Origin of the sequence: Actinoplanes sp. NPDC051411 (genome assembly GCF_040682075.1) — a bacterium.
Lineage (GTDB): Bacteria > Actinomycetota > Actinomycetes > Mycobacteriales > Micromonosporaceae > Actinoplanes.
In genome coordinates this window covers 16,526-41,280 of sequence record NZ_JBFBAD010000018.1, presented here as the reverse complement: position 1 = coordinate 41,280, position 24,755 = coordinate 16,526, and the positions used below count along the sequence as shown (strand labels likewise).

Annotated in this window: 24 protein-coding genes and 3 riboswitches; of the genes, 7 read left to right on the top strand and 17 right to left on the bottom strand. The window is 69.8% G+C overall.

The genetic code is table 11. From position 1 onward, the window contains the following. The first annotated feature begins 67 nt into the window (after positions 1–67). Positions 68–1,624: a GGDEF domain-containing protein gene (locus tag AB0M88_RS12750; RefSeq protein ID WP_364099832.1), complete on the top strand. Its 1,557-nt coding sequence runs from the start codon at positions 68–70 to the stop codon at positions 1,622–1,624. 176 nt (positions 1,625–1,800) lie between these two features. Continuing rightward, positions 1,801–2,118, top strand: coding sequence for a helix-turn-helix transcriptional regulator (locus AB0M88_RS12745; RefSeq protein ID WP_364099830.1), 318 nt, complete (start codon positions 1,801–1,803; stop codon positions 2,116–2,118). 1 nt (position 2,119) lies between these two features. On the opposite strand, the gene AB0M88_RS12740 is transcribed toward AB0M88_RS12745, so the two are convergent. From AB0M88_RS12740 to AB0M88_RS12715, 6 genes are all read right to left on the bottom strand, one after another. Further along, entirely contained in the window at positions 2,120–2,677 is a 558-nt protein-coding gene (locus AB0M88_RS12740) for a hypothetical protein (RefSeq protein WP_364099827.1), read from the bottom strand. A 111-nt stretch (positions 2,678–2,788) separates the two neighbouring features. Beyond that, on the bottom strand, positions 2,789–3,883 hold the full coding sequence (locus AB0M88_RS12735) for an AAA family ATPase (RefSeq protein ID WP_364099824.1): 1,095 nt from the start codon (positions 3,881–3,883) through the stop codon (positions 2,789–2,791). Positions 3,884–3,965: 82 nt separating this feature from the next. Next, on the bottom strand, positions 3,966–4,592 hold the full coding sequence (gene pnuC, locus AB0M88_RS12730; RefSeq protein ID WP_364099821.1) for a nicotinamide riboside transporter PnuC: 627 nt from the start codon (positions 4,590–4,592) through the stop codon (positions 3,966–3,968). A 2-nt stretch (positions 4,593–4,594) separates the two neighbouring features. After that, positions 4,595–5,362 carry a GNAT family N-acetyltransferase gene (locus AB0M88_RS12725; RefSeq protein WP_364099818.1) on the bottom strand — a complete coding sequence of 256 codons (768 nt, stop codon included), beginning with the start codon at positions 5,360–5,362 and terminating at the stop codon, positions 4,595–4,597. Positions 5,363–5,393: 31 nt separating this feature from the next. Continuing rightward, positions 5,394–5,744, bottom strand: a complete 351-nt coding sequence (locus tag AB0M88_RS12720; protein ID WP_364099816.1) for an Atu4866 domain-containing protein — start codon at positions 5,742–5,744, stop codon at positions 5,394–5,396. Positions 5,745–5,820: 76 nt separating this feature from the next. Continuing rightward, a complete protein-coding gene (locus AB0M88_RS12715) occupies positions 5,821–6,426 on the bottom strand; it encodes a TetR/AcrR family transcriptional regulator (RefSeq protein WP_364099814.1) in 606 nt (201 codons plus the stop codon). A gap of 204 nt (positions 6,427–6,630) precedes the next feature. Between AB0M88_RS12715 and AB0M88_RS12710 the strand changes: the two genes are divergently transcribed. Next, positions 6,631–7,527, top strand: a complete 897-nt coding sequence (locus tag AB0M88_RS12710; RefSeq protein WP_364099811.1) for an ABC transporter permease — start codon at positions 6,631–6,633, stop codon at positions 7,525–7,527. Further along, complete coding sequence (locus tag AB0M88_RS12705) at positions 7,520–8,293, top strand: ABC transporter ATP-binding protein (RefSeq protein WP_364099808.1); 774 nt, start codon at positions 7,520–7,522, stop codon at positions 8,291–8,293. Before AB0M88_RS12710 ends, AB0M88_RS12705 begins: the two co-directional genes overlap by 8 nt. A gap of 36 nt (positions 8,294–8,329) precedes the next feature. Here the strand turns inward: AB0M88_RS12705 and AB0M88_RS12700 are convergent, their stop codons facing one another. Further along, on the bottom strand, positions 8,330–9,385 hold the full coding sequence (locus tag AB0M88_RS12700) for a hypothetical protein (protein ID WP_364099805.1): 1,056 nt from the start codon (positions 9,383–9,385) through the stop codon (positions 8,330–8,332). Between the two features lie 3 nt (positions 9,386–9,388). Beyond that, positions 9,389–9,527: riboswitch (cyclic di-AMP (ydaO/yuaA leader) on the bottom strand. 206 nt (positions 9,528–9,733) lie between these two features. Next, positions 9,734–9,871: riboswitch (cyclic di-AMP (ydaO/yuaA leader) on the top strand. Positions 9,872–9,876: 5 nt separating this feature from the next. Between AB0M88_RS12700 and AB0M88_RS12695 the strand changes: the two genes are divergently transcribed. Continuing rightward, positions 9,877–10,923, top strand: coding sequence for a hypothetical protein (locus tag AB0M88_RS12695; protein ID WP_364099802.1), 1,047 nt, complete (start codon positions 9,877–9,879; stop codon positions 10,921–10,923). A gap of 34 nt (positions 10,924–10,957) precedes the next feature. On the opposite strand, the gene AB0M88_RS12690 is transcribed toward AB0M88_RS12695, so the two are convergent. The 7 genes from AB0M88_RS12690 to AB0M88_RS12660 all read right to left on the bottom strand — a co-directional run bounded on the left by AB0M88_RS12690 (position 10,958) and on the right by AB0M88_RS12660 (position 21,311). Beyond that, positions 10,958–13,330, bottom strand: coding sequence for a glycoside hydrolase family 65 protein (locus AB0M88_RS12690; RefSeq protein ID WP_364099799.1), 2,373 nt, complete (start codon positions 13,328–13,330; stop codon positions 10,958–10,960). Between the two features lie 50 nt (positions 13,331–13,380). Beyond that, entirely contained in the window at positions 13,381–14,121 is a 741-nt protein-coding gene (locus tag AB0M88_RS12685) for a beta-phosphoglucomutase family hydrolase (RefSeq protein ID WP_364099796.1), read from the bottom strand. Between the two features lie 91 nt (positions 14,122–14,212). Beyond that, positions 14,213–14,683, bottom strand: coding sequence for an ATP-binding protein (locus AB0M88_RS12680; RefSeq protein WP_364099794.1), 471 nt, complete (start codon positions 14,681–14,683; stop codon positions 14,213–14,215). Positions 14,684–14,815: 132 nt separating this feature from the next. Beyond that, the gene (locus AB0M88_RS12675; protein WP_364099791.1) at positions 14,816–15,676 is read right to left on the bottom strand and encodes a hypothetical protein; all 861 of its coding nucleotides are present in this window, start codon (positions 15,674–15,676) and stop codon (positions 14,816–14,818) included. Positions 15,677–15,776: 100 nt separating this feature from the next. Next, positions 15,777–17,078 carry an ABC transporter ATP-binding protein gene (locus AB0M88_RS12670; RefSeq protein ID WP_364099788.1) on the bottom strand — a complete coding sequence of 434 codons (1,302 nt, stop codon included), beginning with the start codon at positions 17,076–17,078 and terminating at the stop codon, positions 15,777–15,779. A 145-nt stretch (positions 17,079–17,223) separates the two neighbouring features. Continuing rightward, positions 17,224–19,419: a bifunctional glycosyltransferase family 2 protein/CDP-glycerol:glycerophosphate glycerophosphotransferase gene (locus AB0M88_RS12665; protein WP_364099785.1), complete on the bottom strand. Its 2,196-nt coding sequence runs from the start codon at positions 19,417–19,419 to the stop codon at positions 17,224–17,226. Then, positions 19,416–21,311 (bottom strand): DUF5941 domain-containing protein, encoded by a 1,896-nt coding sequence (locus tag AB0M88_RS12660; RefSeq protein WP_364099782.1) that lies wholly within the window; start codon positions 21,309–21,311, stop codon positions 19,416–19,418. The genes AB0M88_RS12665 and AB0M88_RS12660 overlap by 4 nt, the downstream gene beginning before the upstream one ends. 232 nt (positions 21,312–21,543) lie before the next feature. Between AB0M88_RS12660 and AB0M88_RS12655 the strand changes: the two genes are divergently transcribed. Next, complete coding sequence (locus AB0M88_RS12655; RefSeq protein WP_364099779.1) at positions 21,544–21,732, top strand: PspC domain-containing protein; 189 nt, start codon at positions 21,544–21,546, stop codon at positions 21,730–21,732. Positions 21,733–21,736: 4 nt separating this feature from the next. Further along, positions 21,737–21,823: riboswitch (ZMP/ZTP riboswitch) on the top strand. Between the two features lie 14 nt (positions 21,824–21,837). Beyond that, positions 21,838–22,875: a phosphoribosylaminoimidazolecarboxamide formyltransferase gene (locus tag AB0M88_RS12650; protein ID WP_364099776.1), complete on the top strand. Its 1,038-nt coding sequence runs from the start codon at positions 21,838–21,840 to the stop codon at positions 22,873–22,875. A gap of 16 nt (positions 22,876–22,891) precedes the next feature. Here the strand turns inward: AB0M88_RS12650 and AB0M88_RS12645 are convergent, their stop codons facing one another. From AB0M88_RS12645 to AB0M88_RS12635, 3 genes are all read right to left on the bottom strand, one after another. Then, positions 22,892–23,230, bottom strand: a complete 339-nt coding sequence (locus tag AB0M88_RS12645; protein WP_364099773.1) for a YciI family protein — start codon at positions 23,228–23,230, stop codon at positions 22,892–22,894. Positions 23,231–23,488: 258 nt separating this feature from the next. Continuing rightward, positions 23,489–23,875 (bottom strand): hypothetical protein, encoded by a 387-nt coding sequence (locus AB0M88_RS12640; protein WP_364099771.1) that lies wholly within the window; start codon positions 23,873–23,875, stop codon positions 23,489–23,491. A gap of 88 nt (positions 23,876–23,963) precedes the next feature. Beyond that, positions 23,964–24,746 (bottom strand): DUF4230 domain-containing protein, encoded by a 783-nt coding sequence (locus AB0M88_RS12635; RefSeq protein ID WP_364099768.1) that lies wholly within the window; start codon positions 24,744–24,746, stop codon positions 23,964–23,966. Positions 24,747–24,755: the final 9 nt, after the last annotated feature.

Sequence of the window (24,755 nt, the reverse complement as noted above, 5' to 3'; positions counted from 1 at the left end):
CAAGATTGCCGGTAATGCCCTGCCGTCACCCATAGTTGATCTGGTCCCTTTTGTTGATACTGAGACCATGGATGGTGAGATCCAGTCAGATGGATGGCTCCCGGTGCCGGTCACCGTGTTCGGGCCGCTCCATCTGCTGGCGCTCCGGGTACACCAGATGGCCAACACCGGCCGCTGCCACGAGGCGATCGCCGCGGCCGACGCCTATCTCGCCATCGCCCGCGCGACCGGGGACGCCAGGACCGTCCCCTTCCTGATCCAGGGCAAGATGTACGCCAATCTCAAGATGGGCCGGCTGATCGAGGCGACCGACCTGGGCGAGCAGCTGCTGCGCATGCACCGGGTCGCCGGCTCGGCCCTCGGCGAGGCCAAGACCCTCTGCGACCTGGCCCAGTTCGACGTCCTGCGCACCCGCTACGTCGACGGCATGCGCAACCTGGCCCGGGCCGCGGTGCTGCTCGACCTGCCCCACAACAACCCCGACCGGCGCATCTCCGCCCTCTGCTCGTTCGCCGAGGCGGCCAACGCGGCCGAGATGTACGAGACCGCCGCCGCCACCTACGAGCAGCTCAGCGTCGCCAACGCCAGCTTCGAGCTGGTGCACGCGGTGACGCTGCTCTACTGGGGACTCCGGCTGGCCCACGTCGGACGGCACGACGAGGGCGCCAACCGGCTGCGCCGCAGCGCCACTCTCACCCGCCGGCACGTCGACCAGCGGCCGGACGACTTCGGCAGCGCCGCGATGCTGGCGCTGGCCCTGGCCAAGCTGGGCGACGTGGTGCCGGCCGAGAAACTCGCCCGCGAGGCGGTGCTCCCGCTGCGGCAGGCGGAAAACTTCCAGTACGCGCGGATGGCCCACCTCGCGATCGGCATCAGCCTGCGCGCCCAGGGCGCCCCGCACGAGGCCCGCACCGAGTTCGTCGCCGCCCGCGAGCTGTGCGACTTCGGAGCCCGCCCCGACGAAAAGACGATCATCCGGTCCGAGATGGCGCTCAACGCCCTCGAACTGGACGGCGGCCGGGCCGGGCGCGACCTGTTCGAGGCGGTCGAGGGGCAGACCCGCGAGCTGTGGCGGGTGCGGCTGCAGCGCCTGGCCATGCTGCGCCAGGCCCGCCAGCGCGAGGAGGTCGACGCGGCCCGCGCCCGGGCCGAACGCGAGGTGATGCGCGACCCGCTCACCGGCCTCGGCAACCGGCGCCGCTTCGACCTGCTGCTCGACCGCATCGACGCCCACCGTCTGGGCGTCCCGCTGGTGCTGCTGCTGGTCGACGTCGACCATTTCAAGGCGATCAACGACGCTTACTCCCACTCGGTCGGCGACCGGGCGCTGCGCGAGGTGGCCCGCATCCTGCGCGCCCACTGCCGTACCGAGGACGTGCCGGTCCGCTACGCGGGCGACGAGTTCACGGTCTTCCTGCGCGGTGACCTGACGGTCGGCCGCGAGGTGGCCGAACGCATCCGGTCGGCGGTGGCCCGCTCCGACATCCTGCCCGGCGTCCGCCTCACGGTGAGCGTCGGCCTGGCCGAACTCACCGACGGCATGACCGGCGACGCCCTCTTCCGCCACGCCGACGACCGCCTCTACGCCGCCAAATACAGCGGCCGCAACACCATCGCCGCCTGACACCAACCCGGCATTCGGCCAGTCTCTGAGATAGCTTTCACTACACTAGTCGAGTGACTACTCTCGAATGAGACGTTGTCGGCGCAGGCAATTGACGTCCTCGCCACGACGGGACCTGCTCTCGGTCGGCCTCGCTACAAGGCCTACCTGAAGAGGCGAACCGAGGAAGGCGAGGAATGAAGGGATATACGCGTTGGGCGGACGTCCGCAGCCGCCACATCGCGGCATCCGGCGGTGAAGAAGTGGTCGAGGCCGAGAAGCAGGAACTGCTCGCCCAGGTGGTCGGGCATCGGCTGGCCGAGGTCAGAAGGGCTCGCGGACTGACCCAGCAGCAGGTCGCCGAGCGGATCGGGGTGACCAAGGGCCGGGTGTCGCAGATCGAGCAGGGCAAGGTCGCCGGGCAGGAGGTTGTCGCCCGCTATGCCAAAGCGCTGGGCGGCCGCCTGCACCAGGCGATCTACTTCGAGGACGGCGACATCGCCGCGATCGCGTGAGTCAGAGGGGGCGGACGACGGCGGAACGGCCGCTGTAGAGGCTGCGGGAGTTGTCGAGGCGGCGCGGGGTGTTGGGGGCGTCGAGCCAGACGACGTACGGGTTGCCGGAGATCAGGCCGGTCAGGGTGGCGGTGACCGTGCAGCCGGTGCCGGCGGTCACGTTGACCCAGGTGGGCGGCGGTTGGGTGCCGGTGACCAGCCTCTGGTCGACTGCGGCCACCCGGTAGTTCGGGCCGTACCAGGAGGGCCACTGCACCTTCAGCGAGCCCGCCCCCGGGGTCACGACCATCGGGATCAGGACCCGCTCGTCGGTCGGCCAGGGGATGTCGCAGGTGGTGGCGCTCGGCAGCGGTGACCAGGCCGGGGTGGCCGACGGGGGCAGGCTGATCGGCGGGCTGGTGCTGGGGGTCGGATTGGCGCTCACGTCGATCAGCCACGGGGCGGCCGGGGAGGCCGCGGCTGAGGTGCCCGCGCTCGGCGGGCCCGAGGCACCGCAGCCGCTCAGGACCAGCAGCGACGCCGATATCGCCAGCGCCGACCGCACCGCCCTGAGCCGCATCCGTCCCCCTCTAACCCCCCCTTCGGCTCAGCCGCCGCAGGGCTTAGCCGCCGCAGAACTCAGCCGCCGCACGCAGGGCTCAGCCGACGGAGGGCTCAGCCGCCGCAGAACTCAGCCGCCGCAGAACTCAGCCGCCGCAGGGCTCAGCGGCGGCGCGAAGGACCAACCCTCCGCGAGCAGGGCGTCGGTCGCCGCCACCGCGGCGCGGAGACGGTCGCCCGGGGTTCCGGTCAACACCTCATGACGTACGCCGTGAGCCGCCAGCTCCTGGCGGAACCGTCCGGTCATCCACCGCCGGATGTGTTCGCCGTCCCGCAGCCCGTCGTCGACGAACGGCACCCCCTCGTCGGAGGTCAGCAGGTACAGCGAGGGCCGCCGCACCCGGGCCCGCACCGCCTCGGAGCCGCTGCCGAGGTAGCGCTCCTCCCAGATCGTGGTCGCGAACGTGTCGGTGTCGCAGAACAGCACCGGCGAACCCTCGCGGGCCAGCGCGTCCTCGGCCGCGTTCTGCTCCTCAGCCACCGTGACGAAGTCGTCCCGGTCCCACGTCACGTCGAAGACCGTGGCCGCCGGGTCGGTCTTGCGCAGGTCGTCGAGTTTGCGTTCGGTGAGTTCGCGGCCGTACTCGGGGACCCACCGGGTGCGGGCCCAGACCCCGCCGCGCAGCCGGAACAGCCGGGCCAGCGCTCGCGCCGTCGTGGTGGTGCCGGTCGATTCGGCGCCGACCACGACGACCCGCCGGGTCAGCCAGGACCGCACTCCCGGCCCGAGGTGGTCCCAGTTGCCGATCGGGTCGGCCCGCACCGCGGTGCCGGAGACGGGCACCCGGGCCCGGTCCAGGTCGACGATCACCGGGACGGCTCCGAACCGGGCGGCCAGCTCGATCCCGTACGCCTCGGAGGAGAACACCGCATCGACCCGGTCGGCTCCGGCCGCGGCCCGGAACACCGCCATGTGCAGTTCCCACACCGCCGGGTCGGCGTAGTCGACCGGGTGATCGTCGTGCACCCCGACGAACCGGACCGACGGGCCGTGGGCCTCGCGCAGCCAGGCCAGCCGCAGGTCGAGCGGCACGGTCTCGCGGGACGACGGCGCCACCACCACGGTCACCCGGGTGCAGGCGGCCGCCGCCGCGTCGATCAGCGCGTGGTGCCCGGCGTGGGGCGGATAGAACTTCCCGACGACCAGCCCGTGCTCGTAGCTCATGCTGTGCATCTGGGTATGCCCTTCTGGCCCTCGCCTTCAGCGCCGTCCGCTGGTCCGGCTGGGTGCCGCTCGGTGCGGGCGGTCATGCCGGTACCACGACCAGCTGGGCGCGAAGTGCCATTCGCCAGGCCCGGAGCCCGGCCACGCACAGGGCCAGGAACGCCACGTAGAGGATCGAGGTCAACCAGAGGTCCTTGTATCCGTAGAGCGGAATGTAGATCAGATCGGCGGCAATCCAGAGCCACCAGTTCTCGACCAGTTTGCGGCTCTGACCATAGGTCGCGAGCAGCGACAAAGCGGTCGTCACGGCGTCGGCGAGCGGCACCGTCGAGCTGGTCAGCCGGTCGAGGAACAGCCAGAGGCCGGCCGTGAGCAGCACCCCGGCGACGGCCTGGGCCAGCCACTCGTCGCGGGTCGTCGTGCGGACGACCAGGTGGGTGCGGTCCTGGCCGCCGTAGAGCCAGGTCCACCAGCCGTAGAAGCCGAGCAGCACGTAGAGGATCTGCAGGCCGACGTCGGCGTACAGCCCGGCCGACCAGAACACCAGCATCAGCAGGGCGACGTTGAGGATGCCGAGCGGCCAGTTGAGGATGTGCTGGCGCACCAGCAGCCACACGTTGATCAGGCCGGTCACGAACCCGAGCACCTCGGCCCAGGTGGTCGGCGCCCCGAAGGCGGTGAGGGCCGTACTGTTCAACCAATCGATCACGGTCACAGTGTGCCAGCGGGCGACTGCGGAGCGCGTACCTCGAAATGCCGCAGCACCGGCCGGAACCCCATCCGGTCGTACAGCCTCCGGGCCGGGTTGCCGTTGGTCACGGTCAACCCCACGATGGTCAGGCCCGCCTGGCGGGTTCCTCTCATCGCGTACGCCAGGAGAGCCGCACCGAACCCGCGACCCTGCCCACCGGGGGCGACCGCCAGGTCGAGCACCCACGACATCGGCACGCTGCCCCACGGCACCGGCCCGACCGTGAACACCTCGCCCATGCTGCGCCCGCCGGGGTCCTTGAGGCGGGCCGTCGCGCCGGGCAGGACGATCAGCCCCTGCTCGCCTTCGGTGAGCGAGCGCAGCCGGGCGGGCCGGTCGGCCTGGTCCGGATGGTCCGGCCCGTAGGCCGCGCTGAGCGCCGCCGCCAGCTCGTCGTCCCAGTCGTGCGGCACGATCGACCAGCCGCCGGCCACCGGCGCCTCGGGAATCGGCTCGCCGAACCCGCGGTGCATGTCGGTGGCCGCCCGCACGAGCGTGCAGCCGGCGCCGATCAACGCCCGGGCCGCCTCTTCGTCGTTGCTTCTGATCCGGCGTCCGGCCAGCTCCCGGACCCCGGCTCGCGCCGCGCGATCGGCCGGCACTCCCGGACTGGGCCGGAACATCAGGGCAACCCGCTCGCCGCCCTCGTCCCGCCACCCGAACCGCGCCACCGGCACCCCGTGGCCGTCGCTCAGCACCGCCCCGCCGGCGTCCTCACTGATCGGCATGCGCCGCACATTAGCGGCATTGGTCTCTAGGCTAGGCGCGGCCGAGGCGGTGGCCGGCCATCTCGAGCTCGCCGTCGTAGAGGACCACCGGCGTACGGAGGCCGGTGTCGTCGCGGAGGGTCATCGTGGTGCCGTCGACGCGATAGGTGCCGTGAGCCGCGCGTTTGCGGCCGGCGACCGCTCCCGCGTACGTCCCGTCGGTTTTGATCTCCAGGCGCACGGCGCCGTCGGCGCTGCGCCATCGCCCGACCAGCGCCTTGCTCGCGACCGGCGCCGGCTGGTGGCCGGGCGGCGCGGTGGCCTCCGATCCGTCGGTGCCCATCGCCAGGGCGAGCAGCGACGAGGTTCCCAGGACGGTGGTGTCGACGCGAAAGATACGCATGCCGGGCTCCGAGGGGTCGCGGGTCGTGGCCCTACTTTCGGTAAGGGAAGGGGGAGCTGCAGATCTTTCGGTGGTGCTAGTCGGTTGGCGAGGCGCGCAGCGCGCCGATCACCGCGGCCTGGAGCCTCTCCAGGTAGCCGTCGGGCAGCGGGGTGCGCGCGACCGCCAGGCGCCAGTAGAGCGGGCCCAGCATCAGGTCGACGGCGACCTCCGGATCGGTGCCCTCGGGCAGCTCACCGCGCCGCACCGCCTGGCCGACCAGCTTTTCGCCGACCGCCTGCTGGTGGGTGCGCAGCGCCTTTTGGAGGGTTTCGGCGATCTGCGGGTTTCGTGCCGCCTCGGCCATCAGGTCGGGAATGATCTGCGAAGCGATCCGGTGCTGGAGCGCACGGCTTACGATCATCGTCAGCAGCTCGAGGTCGTCGGCGAAACTGCCGGTGTCGGGCAGCGGGACGGCGCGGCCGGCCACGTCGGAGACGATTTCGAGCACCATCTCGAGCTTGTTGCTCCACCGGCGGTAGATCGCGGTCTTCCCGACCCCGGCCCGGCGCGCGACCGCCTCGATGGACAGTCGGCCGTAGCCCACCTCGGCCAGCTCGTTCATCACGGCGTTTCGGATCGCCGCGGTGATGTCTCCTCGGAGCACCGCCGCGCCGGCGGGTGCACGCTTCCCTGTCGCCACACGATCACTATACGCCAGGACGTAACGGTTGCGTTCCGCCGTTCGGTCGGTTAGCCTTCGGCACGTCGATACGCCTGCGTTTCATCGGCAGGGCACCGCGATCGGCTGTCATGCTGCTTCGGCTGTCATGCTGCTCTAGTGTTCCCGCGACGAAAGCCTGGGTCCGACACCCCCATCGGTCCGACGAGATCGGAGCACCACCCCATGTCTCAGACGGCGGTCGCCGATTCCGAAACCGGGTTGCCGCTCAAAGAGCTAGCCCGGCGGAACGGTCTGAGCTCGGCCGGCCGGATGCCGAGCGTCTTCGAGTACGCGAAGCAGGTCTGGTCGTACCGTCATTTCATCGCCGCGTTCGCCCGTGCGAGGACGATCGCCACCCTCGGCGAGACGCGCCTCGGAATGATCTGGCAGGTCCTGACCCCGGTCTTCAACGCCGGCGTCTACTACGTGATCTTCGGCGTCATCATCAATACGCGGCGCAGCCAGTCGAACTTCATCACCTACCTGTGCATCGGCGTCTTCCTGTTCGGCTTCACCCAGACGGTGGTGCAGAACGGCGTGATGGCGATCACCGGCAACCTGGGCCTGATCCGGGCACTGCACTTCCCCCGGGCGAGCCTGCCCGTCGCGGTCACCCTGATCGAGATCCGCAACATGGTCGCGTCGCTCAGCGTCCTGCTCGCCATCGTCCTGATCAGCGGCGAGCCGATCCGGTGGCAGTGGCTGCTGATGTTGCCGCTGTTCGCCCTGCAGTCGCTGTTCAACGCCGGCCTGGCGCTGTTCGTCGCCCGGCTGGGCACCAAGGTGCACGACATCCGGCAGCTGATTCCGTTCATCATGCGGTTCTGGCTGTACGGCTCGGCCGTGATCTACCCGGTCACCAACTTCACCCACCGGTTCCACGACTGGAAGATCTGGGTCATCAAGGCCAACCCCCTGCTGGTCTTCATCGAGCTGGGCCGGCACGCCCTGATGAAGGACGTCGAGCTGGTCGGGCCGCCGGTCGAGTTGTGGATCGAAGCGATCGCCTGGACCGTGCTGGTCGTCGTCGTCGGCTACCTGTACTTCCGGCGCGGAGAGAAGGGCTACGGACGTGGCTGACAAGCGCATCCCCACCGTCATCTCGGACGACGCGCACATCGTCTACCGCATCCACGGCGCCTCGGCGGCCGGTGCCAACAGCCCGCTGGCCAGCTTCAAGCGCATCATCACCAAGAAGGACGCGGCGTCGGTCCGCGAGGTGCACGCGGTCAAGGGTGTGAGCTTCGTGGCCTACCGCGGCGAGGCGGTCGGCCTGATCGGCAGCAACGGCTCCGGCAAGTCGACGCTGCTGCGGGCGATCGCCGGCCTGCTGCCGGTCGAGCGCGGCGGCGGCATCTACGCGGCCGGCCAGCCGTCCCTGCTGGGCGTGAACGCGGCCCTGATGAACGACCTGTCCGGCGAGAAGAACGTCGAGCTGGGCTGCCTCGCCATGGGCATGAGCCCGGCCGAGGTCAAGGAGCGCACCGCCGACATCATCGAGTTCTCCGGCATCAACGAGCGGGGCGACTTCAGCTCGCTGCCGATGAAGACGTACTCGTCCGGCATGGCGGCCCGGCTCCGCTTCTCGATCGCCGCGGCCAAGAAGCACGACGTGCTGCTGATCGACGAGGCGCTGGCGACCGGTGACGCGAAGTTCCGCAAGCGGAGCGAGGCGCGGGTGCGCGAGCTGCGCCAGGAGGCCGGCACGGTCTTCCTGGTCAGCCACAGCGAGCAGTCGATCCGCGACACCTGCGAGCGGACCATCTGGCTCGAGTCGGGCGTGATCCGGGCCGACGGCCCGACCGAGGAGATCCTCCGGATGTACGAGGAGTTCAGCAACAAGTGAGCGAAAGGCCGGCCCCGGCGGGCCGGCCTTCTTCGTTCATCTCACCGAGAGATGTACGTGGTTCTCGTGCTCGCTCGACGGGTCGCCGTTCCCCTTCGTGTACGCCTTCCAGCCACTACTAGGCAGCCAGATGCGCCGGAACCAGATCACGTAGAGGACGCCCAGCTCGTCCGAGTTGTTGATGAAGTAGTTGGCCAGCCGGTTGCCGTAGTCCTTGCTGGACCCCGTCGCGACCCCGCCGAAGCCGCCCTTGTCGGCCGCGAAGTCGCACGCCCGGCCCTTCGGGTGCTCGCCGCTGTCCTGGTGCCGGAAGCAGGCCACGTAGTGCGTGAACCCGTCCGACTTGGCCTGCTGCAGGGCGTGCAGCATGCGCGCCGTGATGCAGCCGTCGGTGGTCGGGTCGTTGACCGTGCAGCCCTCGGGTGACAGCGACCCGTCCCCGTTCCGCTTGACCGGGGTCGCTTTGGCACTGCCGCCTCCGTCACCCGGCTGCGGGGCGTTCTGCCCGGCGTCGGCCGTCTTGAGCGCCGCCTCGGCCTGCGCCTTGCGGGCCGCCATCACGGCCACCTGCTTCTGCTGGTCGCGTACGGTCGCATCGATCGCCGCCTTGGCGGCGGCCTGGGTCTGCCGGGCGGTCCGCAGGTCGTCCATCGCCTTCTGCTGGCGGGCGGCCACGGTCTGCAGGACCTCGGCCCGGTCGAGGAACCCGGCCGAGGAGTCGGAGGTGAGCAGCGCGCTCATCGGCCCGAGCCGGCCGGCTCGGTACGACTCCTGGACGACCTGGTCGAACGCGGCCTGCCGGGGCGCCATCTGAGCGTCGATCCGCTGGAGCTGGGTGGCCAGGTCGGTCTGCTTCTTCTTGGATCCGGCCAGTTTGTCCTTGGCGTCGAGGTAGCCGCGGGAGGCCGCGTCGAGCTGCTGGGTCAGCGACTTCGAGCCGCCCTCGCCGTCGTCGCCGGACGATCCGGGAGCGGCCCGGGCGGGCGAGGCCAGTCCGGCCGCCGCGACCAGCGCGACCAGCACCGCGGCCCCAGCCTTCTGCAGCACAGTTCTTCGCAGCACAGTTTTCTGCCGCACAGTTTTCTGCCACACAGGGCATTCCTTCCATAGCGCCGGCCGGGTTAGCTGACGGGTTCGGGACGGAAGAAATCCCTACCGCGGCGAAGCGGATTCACCCCAGGATGGAACGTGGTTCCCCGGCTCACCCTGGCGGGTGATTAGGCGGTGGCCCCGATAAGGGACCGCGGCCGACCATACCGGAAGGTATCGATTGATCGACAGTTTTGATACGCAGAGCTATTCGACAATCACGCATGGTCGAACGATTACTTTTCGTCGCCATCCGGTAACTGGTTTTATGCTTTTCGAAGGCTGAAGCATTCTCGCTGCTCGGGTAAACTTCCGGCCGGATCTGCGACACGGCCCCACCCCCGAGGCACCGGCAGACCACCGCCCAATCGCCCGCCAGGGCGAGCCGGGGACCCAAGTTCGTTGGGGTGCATCCGCTTACAAGAGCGGTAGGGATCGCTTCCATCCTGAACCCGTCAGCTAACTCGGTAGGCGGTCCATCCGGAAGGACTTGCATGACCGTCAGACGCCGCCGGTGGCTGCATATCGCGCTGGCGCCGCTAGTCGTGGCTGCCACGCTGACCGCTGTAACGGCCCCCGCGCAGGCCGCGCCCGGCTCCGGCTCCTCGTCGTCGTCGTCGACCGCTCCGGACGAGAAGGGCGGCGACGAGCTCTCCGACAACTCGACGCTCAACGACGTCCTGGAGAGCACCAACCGGAAGTACGTGCAGGCCAAGGCCCAGGTCGCCACGTCGACCACGCAGCAGAAGGCGCTGGCCACCCAGATCAAGGACGCCGAGGCCAAGCGCGACGCCCTCACCCCCGAGGTCGCGTCGATCGCCGCCGAGCAATACGAAACCGGCCGCCTCAGCGCGTCCCGCTTCCTGCTCGGCGCCGACGACTCGGACGACTTCCTCTCCAAGGCGGTCTCGCTCGAGGAGATCAACGCGCTGCACGACCGGAAACTGCACGACCTCGACCAGGCGATCGACGCGGTCAACGCCAAGAAGGCGGCCCTCGACGCCGAGGTCAAGGCGCAGCAGACCAACCTGCTGGCGATGAAGAAGCAGAAGGAGTCGGCCGACAAGGCGCTCGCGCTGCTCGGCGGCGAGAGCCTGACCGGCGGCTTCGTGGTCGCCAAGTCACCGGTCGCCGCGCCCGCCCCGCGCAACGCCCAGGGCGGCTTCTCGCCCGAAGCGTGCACTGTGGACGACCCGACCACCAACGGCTGCATCACGCCGCGCATGCTCCACCTCTACAAGGAGGTGAAGAAGGCGGGCTTCAATCGGTTCGTCGGCTGCCATCGCGACGGCGGGCCGTTCGAGCATCCCAAGGGCCGGGCCTGCGACTGGTCATTGCAGAAGAGCGGCTTCTCGGTCGCGCACAACGCCGACATGAAGAATTACGGCAACAACGTGATGGCGTTCCTGGTGCGCAACGCCGACCGCCTCGGCATCTACTACGTGATCTGGTATGCGCAGATCTGGTTCCCGGCGACCGGCTGGCACGCCTATCACGGTGTGAGCAATCACAAGGACCACGTACACGTGTCCGTGCTTTAGCAAAAGGGCCCCGCATTCGCGGGGCCCTTTCCACTCAGTTCGTGCTGCTGGTGGCCCGGCGTACCGGAGCCCGGCCGTGCGGCTGGGTCGGCGCCGGTCCGACCGGCGGGGCCGGGGGAATCGGCACCGAGACCGGCTTGACCTGGGTCACCTCGATCTCCTTGCCGTGGTGGACCAGCGTCAGCCGGGCCGCCCCGCCGCCGTTGCGCAGCGAATAGGTGACCTCGTCGGCGGAGACGTCGACCCGCAACCGCAGCCCGTGCCAGAGCATCGAGAACTCGAGATTGGTGATGCGGCTGGGCAGCCGGGGCGCGAACGACAGCTGGCCGTTGAAGTCACGCATGCCGCCGAGGCCGGCGATCAGCGAGATCCAGGTGCCGGCCAGCGACGCGACGTGCACGCCGTCCCGGGCGTTCTGGTGCAGGTCGTGCAGGTCCATCAGGGCGGCCTCGCCCAGATAGTCGTGCGCCAGCTCGAGGTGACCGACCTCGGCCGCCAGCACCGCCTGGACGCAGGCCGAGAGCGAGGAGTCCCGCACCGTGCGCGCGTCGTAGTAGGCGAAGTTGCGCGCCTTCTCCTCCGGCGTGAACGCGTCGCCCCGGATGTACATCGCCATGACCAGGTCGGCCTGCTTGACCACCTGCTTGCGGTACAGGTCGAAGTACGGGTAGTTGAGCAGCAGCGGGTAGGCCTCGGGGGGCGTGTTCTCGAAGTCCCACTCCTGCAGCCGGGTGAAGCCCTGCGACTGCTGGTGCACCCCGAGCTCCCGGTCGTACGGGATGTGCACGGCGGCCGCCGCGTCCCGCCAGGAGGCCATCTCCTCGTCGTCGATCCCGAACTTGTGGGCCAGGTCGGGGTGACGCTTGGCCGCCTCGACCGCGGCGAACATGTTCTGCTGCGCCATCAGGTTGGTGTAGATGTTGTCGTCGACCACCGCGGTGTATTCGTCGGGGCCGGTGACGCCGTCGATGTGGAAGCGGCCGTGCCGGTCGTGGTGACCCAGCGAGCGCCACAGCCGGGCGGTCTCGACCAGCAGTTCCAGGCCGGCCTCGCGCTCGAAGTCGTAGTCGCCGGTGGCCTGCACGTAGCGGCGGACCGCGTCGGCGATGTCGGCGCCGATGTGGAAGCCCGCGGTGCCGGCCGGCCAGTAGGCCGAGCACTCCTCCCCGCGGATGGTCCGCCACGGGAAGGCGGCACCCTGCAGGCCGAGCGTCTGGGCCCGCTCCCGGGCCAGGTCGAGGGTGGAGTGACGCCAGCGCAGCACGTCGGCGGCGGCCGACGGCTGGGTGTAGGTCAAAGCCGGCAGCACGAACGTCTCGGCGTCCCAGAACGTGTGGCCGTCGTAGCCGGGACCGGTCAGCCCCTTCGAGCCGACCGGGCGCTGCTCGGCCCGGGCACCCGCCTGCAGCGTGTGGAACAGGCCGAAGCGGACGGCCTGCTGCACCTCGGGGTCGCCCTCGACCTTGACGTCGGAGTGGTCCCAGAACGCGTCCAGGTATTCCCGCTGGGCCTCCAGGAGTCCCTCCCAGCCGTCGAGCCGGGCGCTGGCCAGCGCCGCGCCGACCTGGTCACGCACGGCGGGCAACGAGCGGTTGCTCGACCAGCCGTACGCCGCGAGCTTGACCACCCGCAGTTTCTGCCCCGGCTCGAGCTTGCAGGCGACGGTCGTCCGCAGCCAGTCGGGGTGGCCCTCGGTGGTGACCTGGTGCTTGCCCGTCGTCTCGATCAGGTGCTCGACGGCGGCGGCCATCCGCAGATCGCTCGCCTTGGTGCGGTGCACCAGCAGGCCGCCCGCCTTCTGCTCGAGCATCTCCTCGGCCTGCAGAGGGTGGTCGAGCACCGCGGCGACCCGCGGGTCCTTGCTCATCGGCGGGAGCTGCTCGTTGGCCACCAGCTCGGACTGCAGGATCAGCCGGGCCGACGCGTCGAGCGGCTCGACCTCGTAGAGGAAGGCGACGACGGCGCGCTGGGTGAACGAGACCAGCCGCACGGTGCGGACCCGGATCGCCTGACCGGACGGGGAGACCCACTCGGCGGTGCGCTCCAGGGTGCCGGCCCGCAGGTCGAGAACGCGCTCGTGGGAGCGCAGGTCGCCGTAGCGCACGTCGAACGGCTCGTCGTCGACCAGCAGCCGCATCAACTTGGCGTTGGTGACGTTGACCATCGTCTGGCCGGACTCGGGGAAACCGTAGCCCGCCTCGGCGTAGGGCAGCGGACGAAGCTCGTAGAACGAGTTCAGATAGGTGCCGGGCAGGCCGTGCGGCTCGCCCTCGTCCAGGTTGCCGCGTATCCCGATGTGACCGTTGGCCAGTGCGAAGACCGACTCCGACTGGGCCAGCAGATCCAGGTCCAGCCGGGTCTCCCGGATGTGCCACGGGTCGACGGGATATGCCCGTTCACGGATCACGGTGGTGCCTCTCGAAGGAAAGAAACAGAAAAGACGTCAGGAATACGCGCTCAGCGCGTGAGCAGTTCGGACAGATCCTGCACGACGATGTCGGCACCGTTGTCGGCCAGGCCCTGGGCGTTGCCACCACGGTCCACCCCGACCACGTACCCGAAACCTCCGGCTTTGCCCGCGGCCACACCGGCCTGGGCATCCTCGAACACTACGCACTGCTCCGGGGGTACGCCGAGCAGCTTCGCGCCGTACAGGAAGGTGTCGGGAGCCGGTTTGCCCGGCAGATGCTGCTCACGGGCGACGATGCCGTCGACCCGTGCCTCGAGGTAGCCGTCGATGCCGGCCGCCTCGAGCACGTCCTTGCAGTTGGCGCTGGCCGAAACGACGGCCCGGCGCAGACCGGCGGCCTTGGCCGCCTTCAGGTAGTCGACCGAGCCCGGGTAGACCTCGACCGCACCTTCCTTGATCTTCTGCAGGACGAGCAGGTTCTTACGGTTGCCGACGCCGTTGACGGTCTCCTGGTCAGGACCGTCGTCGGGGGTGCCCTCGGGCAGGGTGATGCCGCGAGAGGACAGGAAGGTGCGGACGCCGTCGGCGCGTGGCCGGCCGTCGACATATTGGTGATAGTCGGCGCCGGAATCGAAGGGCACGAAGGCTTGTCCGTGCTGCTCCGACCACGTCTTGAGGAACGTGTCGAACGTTTGTTTCCACGCGGCGTTGTGCACCGCGGCGGTCTGGGTGAGCACCCCGTCAAGATCGAAAAGGCATGCTGTCACTGAGGAGGGAAGTCCGAGCACTGGCCCAATGTAGTCGCACGGCGCAGTTCGCGAGCCCGGAAGGGCCGGTTCACATTTGGCCGGCGCTTCACACGCCGTTCAAGATGCTGTTTCAGCGCAGCGGCCGTCCGTCCGGGCGTCCGTCCCCGGATGCGTCATGGGGTGCGTCGATGGCGATCCGCAGGCCGATCGTCGTGCCGATCGGGCCGGTCGCCATGGTGACTTCGTCGCATAGTTGATAGGCCAGCCAGATGCCGCGGCCGCCGACCTCGAACGCGCCCGGCACATCCGGGCTGGACACATAGTGCGCCGGAATGCCGGAGCCGGAATCGGTGACCGTGCACCACGCCGAGTCGCCGGCGAGCCGCAGTGTGATGCGCCCCTCGCCGCCGGCGTGCAGGACGACGTTGGTGACCACCTCGTTGACCGCGAGGACGAAACCGTGCAACCGGTCGCCCGCGAGCCCGGCGGCGGTCAGCGAGCCGGTGACCTCGTGCCGCACCAGGGTGATCTCTTCCCGGCCGAACCGCCGGTCGATCAGGTCGTGCCCGATAAGTTGATCAGCGACCGGGAGACCGAGCACGGGTGCGGGTGCGACGGACCCTCCCGGCTGTCTGCCGGGGACCGAGCGCACGCCCTGACTCAAGCTGTCCTCCACCGTGGTGCAGCCTACGCGGTGAACGGCCGCATGGGCAGGAGGCGCCCGCGATGGCCCTCAGAAGAGGTGCGCCAGCGTCCGGAAGACCTCGGCGTAGAAGTTTCCGTCGATCTCCCGGTAGAGGCTGAACGGCTTGTCGGGGCTGCCGAAGAACGGGCGCAGCGTCCAGGCCAGCTGGGTGCCGACGAAGCCGAACAGCAGGATCCAGATGTAGAGCAGGGTCATGCTCGGCGGGGTGGGCTCGTTCTGCCGCAGCGGACGCGGGTGCGGGAACGGCTGGGGGTGCGGCGCGAGCGCGACGGCGACCAGAGAGCCGTTCTCGCCGGCGGGGGAAGCGGCGGGCGAAACAGCCGGTGCCGGACCCGCCGGCGAGACCGGGGCGGCGGCCGGGGTGGCGGCCGGGGTGGCCGGCTCGGCCGCGAGCAGCCCGTGCTGGTTGAGAACCTTCATGCCGCCGGTCAGGAAGCGCAGCCCGACCAGCGCCGACAACGCCAGGATCGCCACGTTGAGCAGTTTGAAGAAGGCGTAGTCGGGCGCGGTGATCAGGAAGAAGAGGCTGATCGGCGCGAACGCCAGGGCCAGCATCGCGGTGACGGTGAGCGCCACCATGACCATCGCCAGCGACTGCCGGATCGAGAGCCGGGCCCCGAAGACCAGGTTGAACAGGTAGAGCGTCGGCAGGCAGATGGCCAGCGTGACCAGGAAGAGCAGTGGCAGCTTGACCGCCGAGGTGAGCGCCATCAGGGCGCTGTGGAACGAGCCGAGCACCGCTCCGTAGACCGCGAGGGCGATGCCGGAACTGATCAGCATCTGACCGGTGAGCCGCGGGAGGCCGCGGTCCTCGACCACCTGCTGCCAGATGCCCTGCCGGTCACGCAGGATGCGCTCGATCACCAGCAGTCCGGACGAGTCAGCCACGGTGTCCTCCCTCGGTGCACGCTGCGTCGATACGCCATCGATCCGTCGTGTGGGCGGAACACTAGGCCATCGACGCAAACCTGTGAAGAGGGCGGTCGAATCAGCGCCAGCCGACGTCGATCCGGAAGCCCCGCTCGTCGAAGAAGTGCAGCGCGTCCATGCGTACGGCGACCGAGAGCGACTGACCGGGCGAGATCGCCGGGTAGGGCGCCAGCCGGACCGCGAGCTCGGCCGGGCGGCGGGCGTGCCGGCCCGAGTCGCCGAGCACGCTCGCCCGCTCCTGCTCGCCGCGCTCCAGAGTGGTCGCGCCGCCCCGCCCGGTGAGCCTCTGCAGCGCGCCGCCGAACCGCCGCAGCGCGCCGGTGCTCTCGACCGGGTCGCGGGCGGCCTTGCCGGCCAGCTCGTCGACGACGATCGCGGTCGCGCCGACGTCGAGGAAGGCCAGCGACTCGTGCCCGTGGTGCTCCAGGTAGCGGATGCGGCCGTGCAGCACGTCGCCCTGGAAGTCGGGGGCGACCGGGGTGAGCGCCTCGGCCCGCATGCCGACCACGATCCGCTCGCCGTGGTAGTGCGCCACGGTCCGGGCCCGGAGGTCGCTCCACGGCAGATAGAGCGACTGCTCGCCGAAGCTCAGGGCGACGTAGCGGTCGAGGTGCACGTAAACCTGAGCCTCGAGCAGGTTCATGCGGGGCGCCCCGAGGAAGGCGGCGACGTAGAGGGTCGCCGGGCGGCCGTACACCTCGGTCGGGGTGCCGACGTCCTGCAGCACGCCCCGGCGCATGATCGCCACGCGGTTGGCCATGGTCAGCGCCTCGGCCTGGTCGTGGGTGACGTACATGGTGGTGACGCCCAGCTCGCTGGTCAGGCTGGTGATCTCGGCCCGCAGCTCGGCCCGCAGGCCGCTGTCCAGGTTGGAGAGCGGCTCGTCCATCAGGAAGAGGCCCGGCCGGCGAACGATCGCCCGGCCCATCGCGACCCGCTGCCGCTGCCCGCCGGAGAGCTGGCTGGGTTTGCGGGCGAGTACGTCGCCGATGCCGAGAGCGGACGCGATGTCGCCGACCCGCTCGAGCCGGGGGCTGTGCTCGACGCCCGACAATTTGAGTGGAAAGCCGATGTTGTCGCCCACCGTCATATGCGGATAAAGGGCGAAGTCCTGAAAAACCATCGCGATGCTGCGGTCACGCGGCGGAACTTCCAGAACTGGTTCACCATTGAGCAGGATGTCCCCTTCGGACGGATCCTCCAGGCCTGCGATCATTCGCAGAATCGTCGATTTTCCGCAACCGGACGGACCCAGCAGGACCATGAATTCGCCGTCGTTGACGTCGAGACTCACGTTGTTCACGGCTACCGTGCCGTCCGGCCAGATCTTGGTGACGTCCTTGAGCGAGACGGTGGACACCGTCGACCTCCTGCGGGGGGATTGCGTGTGTGAGTCCGGTCCCACTACGGACCGCGACCCGACGCTTACCTTGACGAGGAGTATCGATATGCCGCCATCGGGTGAACGTGCCATTTGCACAGAGTGATCAAGTGATCACAGCAGCTCAGGCCGTTAATCCGGACTTAAGGAAGATCTTGCGGACGACGCGCTCGGCGGCTCCACCGTCGTCGAGGTAGCAGAACTTCGCGCGGAAAGCTGCTCGGGCGCTGGTCGCTTGCGGTCCGGCATACGCACCGGTGTCGAAGATTTCCCGCAACGACCGGAAATCGACGGCAACGGCACCCGGCGGTTCGGCGAGGAGATCGAAGTACGTGCCTCTCAGTTCCTGATAGACCTGCCAATCCGGAACGAAGACCACAATCGGCTTATTGAGTACGGCAAAATCGAACATCGCCGATGAATAGTCGGTCAACATGACGTCGGCCGCAAGATACAGATCCTCGACCACCGGATAGGCCGAGACGTCGACGATGCCGCCACTGGGCGCCGGCGCCGAGCCGGCCGACGCCGAGCCGGCCGCGGGCGGGGGCACGTTGAAGTAGTGGGCGCGGACCAGCAGCACCGTGTCGGGCCCCAGCACCTCGGCCAGCTGCTCGACGTCGAGAACCGGCTTACCGGCCGGAAGCCACTCGCGGTGGGTCGGGGCGTAGAGGACCACCCGCTGGTCGGGCCGCAGACCCAGCCTCTCGCGTACGGCATGGACCTCGGCCGCCGTGGCCGTCGCCAGCCGGTCGTTGCGGGGATAACCGACCTCGAGCGTCTCGTAGCGGCACGGGTAGGCCCGCTCCCAGGCGATCGTCGTGTGTGCGTTAGCGGACACGCTGTAGTCCCAGCGGTCGGCCCGGCGCATCTGGGCCGCGAAGTCGGTGTCGCGGATGCTCGCCGGATGGTCGAGCTGGTCCATGCCCATCATCTTCAGCGGGGTGCCGTGATGGGTCATGACGTGCGTGGTGCCGCGCCGCTTGATCAAGTGGTTGGGCCAGTTGACGTTGTTGATCAGGTAGCGGGCCCGGGCGAGCGCCCGGTAGTAGGCGAAACTGCCGGAAACGACGTAATCGGTGCCCGGCGGCAGGCTCGCGGCGCGACCCCGGCCGACCACCCAGAGGGCTCGCACCTGCGGCGCGAGCTCGGCCGCCTTCGCCGCCACGGCGGCCGGATTGCAGGTCACCCCCCGATACCAGTACGCGGCGTAGAGCGCGAGTGACTGGTCGATCGGCAGCAGCCGGCGCATCGCCCGATAGGCCAGTTGATAGACGCCCTGCCGCGCGCGCATCACCGGCCGCTTGACCCGCCGCTTCCACCGGCGCAGGTCACGCCGGATGTGCCGGGCCCGGCGCAGCGCCCCGTCGGTCACCCGGAACGCCGGATAGGAGCCCCGGCCGACCAGGTCGAAACGCAGCCGCTCGAGCCGAGAGGACGGCTCGGGAAAGCCCGACGCCGGCCGGAAGCGCCGATAATTTTCGGTCATCCGCTGGAAGAAGCGGCGACGCGAGGCGGCCGGCACCCGGGTCTCGTGGCGCAGCACCTGCAGGTAATGCCAGATCATCCGGCGGAACAGCCGCCCGCGAAGATCGTCCCCGACCTCGCCGGCGAGCTCCAGCGCCCGCTCCCAGTGGTCGAACACCTCGAAGTGCCGGTCGCCGACCGTACGGGTGATCGCCCCGGTCCGCCGCTGCCGATAGTGCACACAGGTCCGCGGCAGGACCGTCATCCGCTCGGCCCCGACCAGCAGCGGATAGGTGAACGAGACGTCCTCGTACCAGCCGGTCTCGAACTCCAGCCCGAGCCGGATCAGCAGATCGCGGCGCACCACCTTGTTCCAGGCCACGTGCAATACGTCGAGCACGGCCGGCCACTGCTCGGCAGTGAACGTCTCCGGCGCCCGGGCCATCAGCTTCTTGGCCGTCCCGACGTCGACCCGGCCGTTCCAGTGCACCCGGTCCCAGCCGGCGATCAGCACGTCGGCGCCGGTCTCCCGCAGCCGCCGGACCACCGCGGCGAGCGCGCCCATGGCGAGCCAGTCGTCGCTGTCCAGAAACCAGACGTACTCCCCCTTGGCGTGCTCGAGACCCAGGTTGCGGGCCCGGCCGAGACCGAGGTTCTCCGGGGCGGTGATCACGCGTACGCGGGGGTCGCGGGCCGCGTATTCGGCCAGGATCTCGCCGCTGCGGTCGGGCGAGCAGTCGTCGACCGCGACGATCTCGAAGTCGGCATAGGACTGTTCGAGCACCGAGTCGAGACACTGCCGCAGGTAGGCCTCGACCTTGTAGACCGGCAGCACGATGCTGAGCAGCTTCACGCCGGGCTCCGGTGGTCTTCCAGCGCCGCGCTCCGGCGGTCCCGGCCGGCCGCGCCCCGGCGGTCGCGGATCATCGTGTCGACGAACGAGCCGGCCACCGCCGCGCACAGCAGCGCCTCGCCGAGCGTCGCCCATCCGGCCAGGCCGGCCACCGCGAGCACCAGCACCCGGCCGTCCCACCCGAGCCGGGCCCCGGTGCCGGTCCCCGCCGGAGCACCCTTCTCCATCCGCGCGGTCAGGTCGTAGTGCCGCAGCGCCAGCAGGAAGAGCAGGAGAAAGATCACCGGCGGTGGAGTCCGGCCGATCAGGCCGACGGCGACGACCAGGAGATATTCGGCCGCCCGCAGCGCCGCGGGAACCAGCCAGTCGAGCGGCCCACCGTGCCGCGCCCGGGCCGCCCGGCCGGCGCACAGGACGACAATCGCCGCCAGCGCCAGAACCAGCTTGTCCGATCTGCCGACCCAGCCGGCGAGCAGCGCCACAACCAGGGCCAGGGCGGCAACGGCCCCGAGCCCGGCCAGCGCGAGCGGCGCCGGCCAGCCGGCCCGCGACAGCAACCGCCGGGTCAGCAGACCGTCGTCACGGTGCCGCATCGTGTCGACGGTGTCGAGAACCCCCACCCGCATCGAAAGCGAACGCAGCGAACGCAGCCCCAGGGTGTACGCGAAAGCCAGCGCCCCCCACGCCACGATCGCGATCAGCGCGACCCGCCCATTCGTGAAGATCGCCAGCAGCGAGATCAGGGCCCATCGCTCGCCGATCGGGAAGACCACGATCCGTTTCAGCCAGTACGCCGCCGAGCCGGTGTCGCCCTGCACCCGGTTGGAAGCCGCGCTCAGCTTGGCCCCCACCCCGGCCGTAGCCTGCGGGCGAGGACGGGCGGCGGCCTCGTCGTGCAATGCGCCGTACCACGTGTCGGTCATGTGCCGCACGGTCTGCAGAAGGATCGCGGTGATCGCGAGCGGCCACGCGTCGGGCAGACCGATGCGGTCGGCGCCGGCCGCGAGACCGGCATAGACCGCGTACTCCTTGGCCCGGTCGGCCATCGTGTCGAGCCAGCCGCCGAACGTGCTGAACGTGCGGGTGTAGCGGGCCAGCTGACCGTCCACACAGTCCAGCACGAAGCCCAGATAGAGGAGGAGCCCGCCGAGGACCATCGCCGGCCGCGACGCCTCCCAGAAGCCGAGCGCGGCGGCGACGGCGAACAGCACCGACAAACCGGTCACCGCGGTCGGGCTCAGACGCAACCGGGCCGCGGCCTTGGTCACCAGAGGCGACCACGAGCTCACCGCGTACGTCGTGAAGAAGTCGTCCTTCTCCTTCACCGCGAGCCGCAGGCGCGCCTTGTCCTCGTCGACCGCGGCCACCGCGGCCTCGGCCCGCTTCAAGGACTCGGGCGTGCGCACCTGCTCGGCGTGCAGCAGCCGCACCGGAGTGGCGATCGGCACCAGGCCGTTGGCCAGCAGAGCCGGCAGCAGATCGTCGGCCGACCTCATCTGCCCGGCCGCCTCGGCCAGCACCGGCAGATCAGCCGGGGCGATCATGATGGCCCCGGCGAAGCGGGCCGTGCCCGGGCCGTCGGCCGCCGGCCCCACTCGGCCACGGTCGTCGCGCAGGTCGCCCGACGGATCGGCGACGACCAGCGCGGTGGTGCGCCCGGCCGGCTCGGTCGCGAGCGTCCACAACAGACTCGGATGGGCCACCAGGTTGTCGGCGCACAACAGCACCGGTTGATCTCTTGCCAGCGTCGCCATCTCGCTCCCCACGCTCACCCGGTAGACCTCGGACGCCCCGGCCGCCCGCAGAGCGGCGGTCAGATCGTCGACGAGCCGAGCGGCGTCGGCGGGATCGAGGGAGTTGCCTGGACCGGCGTAAAGGACGGCCAGCGTCACCCCAGCATCACCGCTTGCCTCCTTGGCCCGCCCGATGTGTCTAGTGAAAATCGGCCCGGGAAATCTAAGGGTTGGGAGCTGAAGGAGAGCTTAACAGCGGGTGTTCAGCGGGTACGGGTCACCCGTACGGGGATCCGGCCGCCGATCTCCACCTCCAGATCGAGGGAAGACCGGCCGGGCGCCCATACCGTCGAATCAGGTCGCGGCGCCCGCCACGGCCCAGCCCGAAGGAGTGGTGACCGTGACCCGCCTCTACCGACCCCGCAACGACCGCTGGATCGGCGGCGTCTGCTCCGGCCTGGCCCGCCGCTTCGGCGTCTCCTCCGGCGTGATGCGCCTGATCTTCGTGGTGTCGTGCCTGCTCCCCGGCCCCCAGTTCATCATCTACCTGATCCTCTGGGCGCTGATGCCCAGCGAGTAGGGTCGAATCGGGTCGCGACTGGCGAGGGTGGAGCACCACCGGGGAACGGCCCGAACCGGATTTTCGGGTGCCGACCGCCTGGGCGCCTCCTCACCAGGAGGCACTATGCGACTTCGCTACGGCATGAACCCTCATCAAACCCCCGCGACCTGGGAACCGGTCGAGGCCGGGACGGCACCCTTGCGGGTGATCAGCGGGCTTCCCTCGTACGTCAATCTGCTGGACGCCATCGGCGGCTGGCAGCTGGTCCACGAGGCCGCCCTGGCCTTTGATCGTCCCGCGGCGGCATCGTTCAAGCACGTCTCCCCGGCCGGCGCGGCCGTGGCCGGGCCGATCGACCCGGCAATGGCCGCCGCCTACCGCCTCAGCCCCTCCGGCGTCGGCGCCCTGACCGGCGCCTACGCGCGCGCCCGAGACGCCGACCCGAAAAGCTCCTACGGCGATTTCGTCGCCGTCTCCCACCCGGTCGACCTCGAACTGGCCGACTTCCTCCGCGGCGTCGTCTCGGACGGCATCATCGCGCCGGGCTTCGAACCCGGCGTCGTGGCCGCCCTGGCCGCCAAGAAGAGCGGCCGCTTCCTGATCCTCGAAGCCAACCCGTCCTTCACCCCGCCGCCGGTCGAGGTACGCGAGGTCTACGGCCTGCGCCTCACGCAGCCCGTCGACGCCGGCCTTCCGGCGCTCTCGGGCGACCTGCTCCTCGGGGCGGTGATCACCCGCTACACCCAGTCGAACTCGGTGGTCTACGTAAGGGACGGGATGGCCCTCGGCGTAGGGGCCGGCCAGCAGTCCCGGATCGACTGCACGGCGCTGGCCGGTGCGAAGGTCGACACCTGGTGGCTGCGGCGGCACCCGTCAGTGCCGACGCCTTCGCCGGACCGCCTCCACGACCGGGTGAACGCGCAGCTGGCAGCGGCCGCCGCGGTCCCCGACCCGGCCTCCTGGCTGGCCCGCCTCGACGGGGTCGCGTTCGTGTCGGACGGCGCGCTGCCGTTCGCCGACAACGTGGCCGAGGCCCGGCGGCACGGCGTCTCCTCGATCGCCGAGCCGGGCGGATCGACCCGCTCGGCCGAGATCGCCGCCGAGTGCCGCCGCCGGGGCGTCGAGCTGATCCAGACCGGGCGTCGCCTCTTCCGGCATTGACCCGGTTGGATGAGGCCTACTGAAACGGCCGCACCTCCTGAGGCCAGCCGCAGGCCATCGCGATCTTTCCCGCCCACTGCCGGGCTGCCTCCTCGTCGGCCACATCGACCACGGTGAAACCGCCGAGGTGCTCCTTGGACTCGATGTAAGGGCCGTCGGTGAACAAGGGCGTGCCGCTCGACGCATCGACGCTGAATACCGGGGCTTCCTCCCGCAGGCCACCGAGGAAGACGAAGACGCCGGCCTCCTTCATCTCGGTCCTGAGCGCGCCGACAGCCTCGGACGCCGTCCGGAGATCATCGTCCGTGAGCTCAGGCACCCACTCGTGGTTGAAGGCGATGAGGTACTCGGTCATGTCTGCTCCTCGCGCCGTTTGATCACTTGCGGTCGCTTCCATCCTTCCTACGAGCAGTGGAAGACCGATCGGACACCGCGCCGGAACGTTTTCCGCGCGAGGACGCCCGCCGGGCGCCTGCGCAGGCTCGCGGCGTCGCCGTCGATCGCACCGACCGGCCGGACGGAACGCCGGAACACCGAGCTGCGACACATCCGTGATCGGCCCAGACGCGCGCGGTCGGGCCGATCACGGGGTCGGGCCCTACGCGGTCCGGCCTTACGCGGCCGGCAGCGGGGCCACGTCCGGGTCGAGCCATGTTTGACGGGCCTCGGCGGAGGCGAGGCGAGCGCTGGAGTAGTGACCGGTGAGCAGACGTTTGTCCAGGAGCCGGGGGAAGCGGCCGAGGAAGGCGGCGAAGTCGTCCGGGCCGCCGGGGACGTGGTGGGCGACCAGCCGGGTCCAGGCGCCGGTCATGGTGGCGTGGTATTTCTGCGGGGCGCCGGCGTAGCGGGCCGTGCGGCGAATGCCGTCGCCGATCAGGTCGGTGGCGGCGGACGGGCCGTGGCGGCGGACGGCCAGCCAGGCCAGGTGCAGGTGTTCTCGGTGTCCGAAGCGGTCGGCGGAGGCCATCACTTCGGCCATGAGCGATTCGAAGGCGTCCATGCCCCGCAAGCTACGACCCGGCGGCTCGCGGCGCGACCGAATTGGGCCGGAGCCCGACGTCGTCGGGCTCCGGTGGGCAGACATGGGGCTATGGGTTGGTGAAGGTCACCGAGACCGAGGTGAAGCCCAGGCGGGCGAAGAGACTCTCCAGCATCTTCTGGGTGTTGGCCTGGGCCCGCTGGTCGAGACCACTGCCCTTGGCGGCGTCGGTGATGCGCTGCTGGGCCAGCTGGTAGACCTTCTGCTGCTTGTTGGGATCGTTTTTGAAGGCGTCGCCGATCCGGTTGAGCAGGCCCCTCTGTTCGGCCACGACGTAGCTCTTGTCCATGTCGAGGGCGGCCGTGGACTGCTGCGGCGGGGGCAGCGTGATCGTCACCGACTTCCTGGTGTCGTCGATCTTCAGCGCGTTGGTGCTCAGGGAGCCGAAGTCGACGTACTCCTCGACCGTGCCGGACCCGACGAACAGGGTGCGGTCATTGATCAGGAAGTCGGGGATGTTGTTCTTGTCCGACTGCAGATCGACGATGACCTGGAACGTGCCGTCGGCGGCCACGTAGCGGCTCAGGTCGCGCATCGACTGCAGCAGCACCGGCTGGCTGCGGTCGGTCGTCTTGGCGGCGAACGGGTTGCTGAAGCTCGGCAACACGTGCACCGCGCGCAGCCCCAGGCAGGCGGCCACGATCAGCGCGAAGACGAACGCCGTGAAGATCAGCAGACGGGCGAAACCGCTGGGGCGGCTCGGCGAGTCGGCGGTCGTGTCGTCCGAGGTGGACGAGGGCGGGGTGGCGGGGGGAGGAACGGCGGGACCGGCGGCCTCGTCGGGGACCGGGTACTCCCTGGTCGGTTCCTCGACATCCGGTGAGTTAGCCATGACTCAAAG

Coding starts and splice junctions, on each gene's coding strand:
- AB0M88_RS12750 (WP_364099832.1), top strand. CDS start 68: ATGGATGGTGAGATCCAGTCAGATGGATGGCTCCCGGTGCCGGTCACC.
- AB0M88_RS12745 (WP_364099830.1), top strand. CDS start 1,801: ATGAAGGGATATACGCGTTGGGCGGACGTCCGCAGCCGCCACATCGCG.
- AB0M88_RS12650 (WP_364099776.1), top strand. CDS start 21,838: ATGCGACTTCGCTACGGCATGAACCCTCATCAAACCCCCGCGACCTGG.
- AB0M88_RS12720 (WP_364099816.1), bottom strand. CDS start 5,744: ATGCGTATCTTTCGCGTCGACACCACCGTCCTGGGAACCTCGTCGCTG.
- AB0M88_RS12710 (WP_364099811.1), top strand. CDS start 6,631: ATGTCTCAGACGGCGGTCGCCGATTCCGAAACCGGGTTGCCGCTCAAA.
- AB0M88_RS12640 (WP_364099771.1), bottom strand. CDS start 23,875: ATGGACGCCTTCGAATCGCTCATGGCCGAAGTGATGGCCTCCGCCGAC.
- AB0M88_RS12645 (WP_364099773.1), bottom strand. CDS start 23,230: ATGACCGAGTACCTCATCGCCTTCAACCACGAGTGGGTGCCTGAGCTC.
- AB0M88_RS12725 (WP_364099818.1), bottom strand. CDS start 5,362: ATGCCGATCAGTGAGGACGCCGGCGGGGCGGTGCTGAGCGACGGCCAC.
- AB0M88_RS12695 (WP_364099802.1), top strand. CDS start 9,877: ATGACCGTCAGACGCCGCCGGTGGCTGCATATCGCGCTGGCGCCGCTA.
- AB0M88_RS12740 (WP_364099827.1), bottom strand. CDS start 2,677: ATGCGGCTCAGGGCGGTGCGGTCGGCGCTGGCGATATCGGCGTCGCTG.
- AB0M88_RS12735 (WP_364099824.1), bottom strand. CDS start 3,883: ATGAGCTACGAGCACGGGCTGGTCGTCGGGAAGTTCTATCCGCCCCAC.
- AB0M88_RS12635 (WP_364099768.1), bottom strand. CDS start 24,746: ATGGCTAACTCACCGGATGTCGAGGAACCGACCAGGGAGTACCCGGTC.